General features: G+C 41.7%; 7 protein-coding genes. All 7 read left to right on the forward strand.

Going from position 1 to position 7074, the window contains the following annotated elements; all coding sequences use genetic code 11:
* Window positions 1-186: 186 nt before the first annotated feature.
* The gene (locus KJQ12_RS11895; protein ID WP_213484848.1) at window positions 187-972 is read left to right on the forward strand and encodes an ABC transporter permease; all 786 of its coding nucleotides are present in this window, start codon (window positions 187-189) and stop codon (window positions 970-972) included.
* A gap of 17 nt (window positions 973-989) precedes the next feature.
* Window positions 990-1724 carry an ABC transporter ATP-binding protein gene (locus KJQ12_RS11900; RefSeq protein WP_213484849.1) on the forward strand — a complete coding sequence of 245 codons (735 nt, stop codon included), beginning with the start codon at window positions 990-992 and terminating at the stop codon, window positions 1722-1724.
* Window positions 1690-2568 (forward strand): glycosyltransferase family 2 protein, encoded by an 879-nt coding sequence (locus KJQ12_RS11905; protein WP_213484850.1) that lies wholly within the window; start codon window positions 1690-1692, stop codon window positions 2566-2568. Before KJQ12_RS11900 ends, KJQ12_RS11905 begins: the two co-directional genes overlap by 35 nt.
* A gap of 9 nt (window positions 2569-2577) precedes the next feature.
* A complete protein-coding gene (locus KJQ12_RS11910; RefSeq protein ID WP_213484851.1) occupies window positions 2578-4896 on the forward strand; it encodes a glycosyltransferase in 2319 nt (772 codons plus the stop codon).
* Complete coding sequence (locus KJQ12_RS11915; RefSeq protein WP_213484852.1) at window positions 4860-5558, forward strand: glycosyltransferase family 2 protein; 699 nt, start codon at window positions 4860-4862, stop codon at window positions 5556-5558. Before KJQ12_RS11910 ends, KJQ12_RS11915 begins: the two co-directional genes overlap by 37 nt.
* A gap of 243 nt (window positions 5559-5801) precedes the next feature.
* Window positions 5802-5969 (forward strand): hypothetical protein, encoded by a 168-nt coding sequence (locus KJQ12_RS11920; protein ID WP_213484853.1) that lies wholly within the window; start codon window positions 5802-5804, stop codon window positions 5967-5969.
* Between the two features lie 60 nt (window positions 5970-6029).
* Window positions 6030-7074, forward strand: a 1045-nt coding sequence (locus KJQ12_RS11925) for a glycosyltransferase (protein ID WP_213484854.1), incomplete at its 3' end; no start/stop codon positions are given.

Here is a 7074-nt window from a genome sequence, read left to right on the forward strand (position 1 = left end):
TTTCGGCTCTGATTCAACGTCAACTCCAGCAATGGATTGCCGCTTTACCCAGCTACATTAAGGCTTGTTTGCCCATTTCATACTGCGAAAGTTGAGATATTAAGTTCTACCGACAGGTAATCAGGTCCTTCATCTTTCGTCGGCAATAAAATCTTATAATTTTTACTTTATTTAGAGGGGTATTTTATGAAAAAAATAAATATTTATTGGAGTAATTTTGTAAAGTATCGCTATTTATTGATTCAATTGGTAATCAGTGATTTTAAGGTCAAGTATCGCCGTTCGATTTTGGGCATTCTTTGGAGTTTGTTGAATCCGATCCTTATGATGATTGTGTTCTCTATTATTTTCTCTGCGTTGTTTGAAAGTGATATTCCGCACTTTGCGGTGTATGTTTTGACGGGCAGAATCATTTGGGATCTATATTCCCAAGCGACAGCCTCGGCAATGTTGTCGATTGTCAATAATGAGTCCTTGATCAAAAAAGTGTACGTGCCGAAGTATATTTTCCCCTTATCGAAGTCGATTTTTTCACTTGTCAATACGTTTTTTTCGATTTTGGCCTTGATTATCGTTGCGCTTTTTACCGGTGGAGTGGAAGTCACAACCGCGCTCTTTCTATTGCCTTTCCCTCTTATTTATACCTTGATGTTTGCAACCGGGATCAGTTTTATTCTCGCTGCCTATACGGTGTTTTTCAGAGATTTGGAGCACTTGTATCAGGTATTGCTCACTGCGTGGATGTACTTTACTCCGTTGTTTTATCCTGTAAAAATCGTTCCTGAAGATCTGCGTTTCCTGGTGGAACTGAATCCCGTTTATTGGACGTTGGAGATGTTCAGACAAATCATTGATGGAAAAATTCCGTCGTTGAATCTTCACATGATTTGTTTTGCCATCGGGGCAATCAGTCTCTTGGCGGGCGTTTTGATCTTTCGGAAAAAACAAGATCGCTTTATTCTCTATGTCTGACCTTCGGAGGTATCTCGATGGATTCGGATATTGCCATTGAAGTATGCAATGTCTCCATGACATTTAACCTGAGCAAAGAAAGAGTGGACAGTTTAAAAGAATATGTGCTGAAAATGATTAAAGGCGAGCTATTGTATCAGGAATTTACGGCTCTATCCAATGTTTCGTTCCAGGTCAGAAAAAAAGAAGTGCTTGCACTGGTCGGGTTGAATGGAGCCGGAAAAAGCACGCTTTTGAAGATTATTGCCGGTGTGTTGAAGCCGACAAAAGGACATGTGAAAATCAACGGAACAGTAGCTCCCTTGATTGAATTGGGGGCCGGGTTTAATCCAAACCTGACGGGGAGAGAGAACATTTTCCTGAACGGCGCGGTTCTTGGGTACTCAAACCAATTCATGAAGGAAAAGTTTGAAGAGATTGTTGATTTTTCGGGATTGCACGAATTTATCGATGTTCCGTTGAAAAATTATTCGTCAGGGATGTTGGCGAGGTTGGGCTTTTCCATTGCCACCGTCGTTGAGCCCGAAATCCTGTTGGTCGATGAAGCCTTGTCCGTGGGCGATTACAGGTTTATGCAAAAGTGTGAAGCGCGCATACAATCCATGATCAAAAATGGAGCAACAGTTTTGTTTGTCTCTCACTCAACCAGTGATATAAGGAAAATATGCAACAGGGCCCTCTTGCTGGAAAGAGGAAAGGTTGTCATGATCGACGACGTTGAGACCGTTCTTAAAGAATATCAAAAAAGATAAAGCAGGGGTTGTCTTGTGCAAGGTATCCGTTATAGTGCGCACCTTTGACCGGAAGCTACTATTGGCGCGCGCAATTCAATCAATTATTGAACAGACCTACAAAGATTGGGAAATTGTTGTCGTCAACAATGGCGGAGACGGCCGACAAGTTGATGAAGTGGCGGCATCTTTCAAAGAGCATCTTGGCCGGATCAAAACGTTCCACATTCCGTATGCCAGGAATATGGAATTTGCCACAAACGTGGGCTTGAAAAACAGCAGCGGCGAAATCATTGCTCTTTTGGATGACGATGATACATGGGACAGAACGTTTCTCGAAAAATGCGTTGACCGCTTGAGGAATCCCGAAGTATTTGGCGTTGTGTGCAGAACGATGCTGGTATATGAGTCCATTGAGGGACATTCCATACGGATTATCCGCAAAACGCCGTTCAACCCCAAATTGAAATCCGTCCGTTTGTACAGACTGGCTCGATGCAATTTGTTTACCACAAATGCTTTCGTGTATAAGCGCAAGGCTTTGGAATCCGTGGGGGAATATCGCGAGGATCTACAGGTTCTTGGAGATTGGGAGTTCAACATAAGATTTGCCCGGAAATACCGCATTTCTGTTATTGAAGAGACTTTGGCCAACTACCATAAGAGAACAAACCCGTCCAATATTCCGTCTATGGCAAATACCAGTATGGCTGATCATATCAAAGCGGATCGTTTTATCAGAACGGAGTATCTGAAGAAGGGATTCCGCGGAGATGCTCCACTCTTAATCGGGATGCTTATTTATGGCTTTGGATGGGTCAATCGTGCGGTTTTATTGTTGAAAAAAATACTGAAATCAGGGTGAAGCGATAGAATGCAAGATTTTGATTTCAGCAAGAGGCCCGGGAGAACTCTTATAGGACGCAAGTTGAATAATTTCGGCCCGCCATTGATCAGCATAATTACGCCGTTTTATAATGCGGGTCAATATTTTATGGAAACCGTAAACAGTGTCCTCAATCAAACGTTTCCTTACTTCGAATGGCTAATTGTAAATGATGGAAGCACTCGAAGTGAGGATATTTCTTTATTGGCTGCTGTGGAACAAATGGACCCCAGAATTGCGGTATACCATAAAGAAAACGGCGGTCCGTCCTCCGCGAGGAATTTGGCGATCATAAAGTCAAATACGGAGATTATTGTGCCGCTTGATGCGGATGACTTGATCGAACCGACCTATCTGGAATGCGTATATTGGTCTTTATACACCAATCCGGATGCGAGTTGGTGTTATACGGATAGTGTCGGTTTTTTCGGTCAAGAGTATCTCTGGAAAAAGCCTTTCAACATTAACCAGATGAAAGTGGAGAACATCCTTACATACGCGGCCGGAATTCGAAAAAAAGATTTGATGGAAGTCGGACTGCAGGATGAACAGCATAAATTTCTATACGAAGACTGGATGTTGTGGCTGAAATTTTTGATCAAAGGTAAGAAAGCCGTACATATGAATTGGTACGGCTTTTGGTACAGACGTACCGATACCGGTGTTCTTGGCAAAATCAAAAACGATAAAGACCTGCAAAAAAAGTCCAGGAAACTGATCAGGGAACTTTCAAAGCAAATCAAAGGGAAAGCCGATGTTCTTGAATATCCCCGTTATCGGGAACTTCCGTACAAAAAACCCGAGACATGGGAATGGAATCGGCCTCCGGTAGTGACAAATGACAAGATCAAGGTATTGTTGCTGCTCCCTCATATGGAAATGGGAGGAGCCGATCTGTTTAATTTGGATCTGCTGTCAAGGATAGATAAAGAGAAGTTTGAACTGTCGGTCATTACGACAAATCCGGCGGAATCGACATGGCGACAGCGCTTTGAAGAACATGTAACCGATTTGTTTGACCTCACCACATTTCTGGATATCGATCAATGGGCTGCATTTATATGTTATTTTATACGTTCCAGAGACGTGAAAATTGTGCTGTTGTCAAACAGCTATTATGGATATTATTTACTTCCATGGTTGAGAAAAACATTCCCGGATCTTGTTATTTTGGATTATGTGCATTCTGAAGCGTGGTTTTGGCGTGCAGGAGGGTATGCACGAACTTCCGGGGTTATGGGCGACATACTCGACAAAACTTATGTCAGTTCCATGCACTTGAAAAATGTAATGGTCCGTCATTTTGCAAAAGATCCGGAGCGGCTTGAACCGGTTTATATCGGTGTTGATGAGCTCCATTTCAGCCCGGATGCCGTTGAACCAGGGAGAGCCCGAAAGATGCTCGGGATCGGCGAAGGTCGTCCAATCGTCCTCTTTCCATGCAGAATTGATTTGGAAAAACGACCGTTTCTCATGTTTGAAATAGCTAAAGCGACTTATGCCGGAAACCCCGATATTGCATTTGTTGTAGTCGGGGACGGGCCGCTGCTAAATGAATTGCAGCAGGCGGTTAAAAAGCACAAACTTGAGAATGCGATATATTTTGCCGGACGGCAGTCGGATTTGCGTCCCTTCTATCGGGATAGTTCAATTACTTTGATTTGCTCACTTAAGGAAGGGATCAGTCTTACAACGTATGAATCACTTGCAATGGGCGTGCCCGTAATCTCTTCCGATGTAGGCGGACAGAAAGAATTGATTGATAATACGGTAGGTCGTGTTTTGCCTCTTTACCAAAATGAATTGAACGATCTTCATAATCGATCCTATTCGGAACAAGAAGTCGAACAGTATGTGAAAGCGATTGTCGAGATCTTATCGTTGTCTGATGATGAAGCGGACAGCATAAAAAGCGCGTGTCGGAATCGAATCGTAAACAGCTTTACAAAAAGCAAGATGATATCTTTTTTGGAGACGGAGTTTGAAGCTTTTGCAAACGGGAAAGGGAATGAGAGACGGAAAAAAATTGCTGAAGCGGTCCAAATGCTTCCAAATCTCATTGATGATTATCTAACCATGTATATTGACTATGAAGTTCATATGATTCACAGCAATCGAGCTTTGAAGTTCGTCAAGTATTTAAAGGAAATTGTACAATTGAAAAAATCTCCCCATACGATCTTTCTCGATTTCAAGAAATACAGCAATCGTTATTTTGTTCAAAGGTTGATTGTGCAGTTCAAGTGGTCAAGATCGGGAAGGCTGTTAAGATGGGCCAGAAACATGACATTAAGGTGGTTGCGATGACCCCAAAAGTCAGCATTATTGTGCCGGTGTATAACGTGGAACGATACCTTGACAATTGTTTGAAATCCCTGGTCAATCAGTCGTTATCTGATGTGGAGATTATCGTTGTAAATGATGGATCGACCGATGGAAGTTTAGCCATTGCCCAAAAATATTGTGAGCAATTTGGTCAAATCGCAATTATCGATAAAAACAATGAAGGACTTGGGGAAGCCCGAAATTCAGGATTAGACTACGCCAGAGGGAAATATGTTACCTTTGTAGATTCGGATGATGCTTTGTCTCCCCATGCATGTGAGGCGCTTTATAACACAGCCGAGGAATACCATTGTGAAATTGTTGCCGGGAAATCCGTATGGTTCAGATCTGAAGACGATATGGAACCTGTCGAATACTATGAACATTGGTTCCGGAAAGATTTGACCCAAAATTTTCGTTCCGACCTGATGTTTGCTGCAGGCCATGTGGCTGCAACGGGAAAGTTATATTTGACTTCGATGTTAAAGGAGAATAACATCAGATTTCCCAAATTGATCGGCGAAGACGTTCCGTTTTCGATAATGTCATTTTATTACCCATCAAACATTAGAATCATACCCGATATTGTGTATTTGCGAACCGAGAGAAGAGAGTTTCATAATAAATCGCTTACCCAGCAATAAAAATATAACGGATCGAATCGAAGGTTTACGCATTATTGATGATTTTTGCAAAGAAAAATCATGGGAAGAGTTTCTGCAATACAAAACTTCAATTATCGAGGCTTTAAATAAAATGCTGATGCATACAAGAGATGTGATAGAATTTGAAAAGGCGTACGTAACCTTCAAAGAATGGGGGCCGACGAATATCTTTTTTTACAACAGCAGCGATTTGTTTATGTTCCCAAAAATGAATGGAAGAAAGTGAATCGTTGGAACGACGAATTATTGAAGGCGAAAGAATGGTACGAGGATCAAATTTCAAACTATCAGAAGGAAGTACTGAACCAGAAAAAAATGATCGAGGAATTGAACGATTGGGTCAAACAGCTTGAAGAAGCCAAAAAGTGGCTCATGGAACAGATGAAATAAATTGGTTGAAGTTTTGGTTTTTGGCGCTTAGTGTCTGGTTCAGAGGAGGAATCGTTCATCATGAAGCCCGAGATTAGCATTGTGGTTCCGGTCTATAATGTGGAACCGTATTTGGAGGAAGCTCTTCATTCCATTTTGTCGCAAACCTTCGGACATGAAAGGCTTCAAGTTATCATGGTGAATGATAACTCGACAGACAAGAGCGGAGAAATTATGGAGCAATACAGTTCTAAATATAAGAATTTTATTTCAATCCATTTGCCCGAAAGGAGCGGGGCGGCTGGAAAGCCCAGAAATGTTGGCGTGGAACGGGCGGATGGAAAATTTATCATGTTTCTTGATCCTGACGATAAATATGAACCCGTTGCCGTTGAAACGCTTTACAGCAAAATAACCAGTGATAACAGCGATATTGTTGTGGGGATGTATAGGTACAGTTCTAACAAAAAAGACCACATTGGAAAATTCGTGGGAAAAAACGGGTTGTGTGTAGACGATATCGAACAATTTCCTCAGATACTTGAGATGAATCCGGCAATATGGAGCAAAATTTTCAAGACAGAACTCATTCGAGAAAACAATATTCGATTTCCTGAGGGAATTGCTGCCCAGGATTTGGTTTTTTCGGTAAACAGCTATTTGAATGCGCGCAGAATTTCATTCGTCGAGCGAATTGTATATAATTACCGTATTCGTGACAAGGAAGATAAATCTATATCTCACGCTTCAAATAAAAAGTATTTTCAGGATCTCAACTGTGCGCTGCAGCTGACGTATAAGATATGTGAAACGCACGATAAAGTTCACTTGTTTAAATATATAATGAAAGACAAAATTGACTATTTATTGGATCAGATTATCGCTTCGGATATCTCAAGCAATGAGGTAGCAGAAACCTTATCAAAAATGCGGTGGCTATTTGGAGAAGAAACGGAATCAGGGTTCAAAGACAAATGGAAATACTGGTTATTGGATGACCTGAAAAAGGGCGAGATCGACCCCGGTGTCGGACGGATTGAAACCATACGCTATTTCAAAAAACATATTGAGGAGATCGGGGAAGGAAAGCAATGGCTGGAGCAGCAACTGACGAACCATCAAATCG

The organism is Thermobacillus xylanilyticus (genome assembly GCF_907165215.1).
GTDB classification, from domain to species: domain Bacteria; phylum Bacillota; class Bacilli; order Paenibacillales; family Paenibacillaceae; genus Thermobacillus; species Thermobacillus xylanilyticus.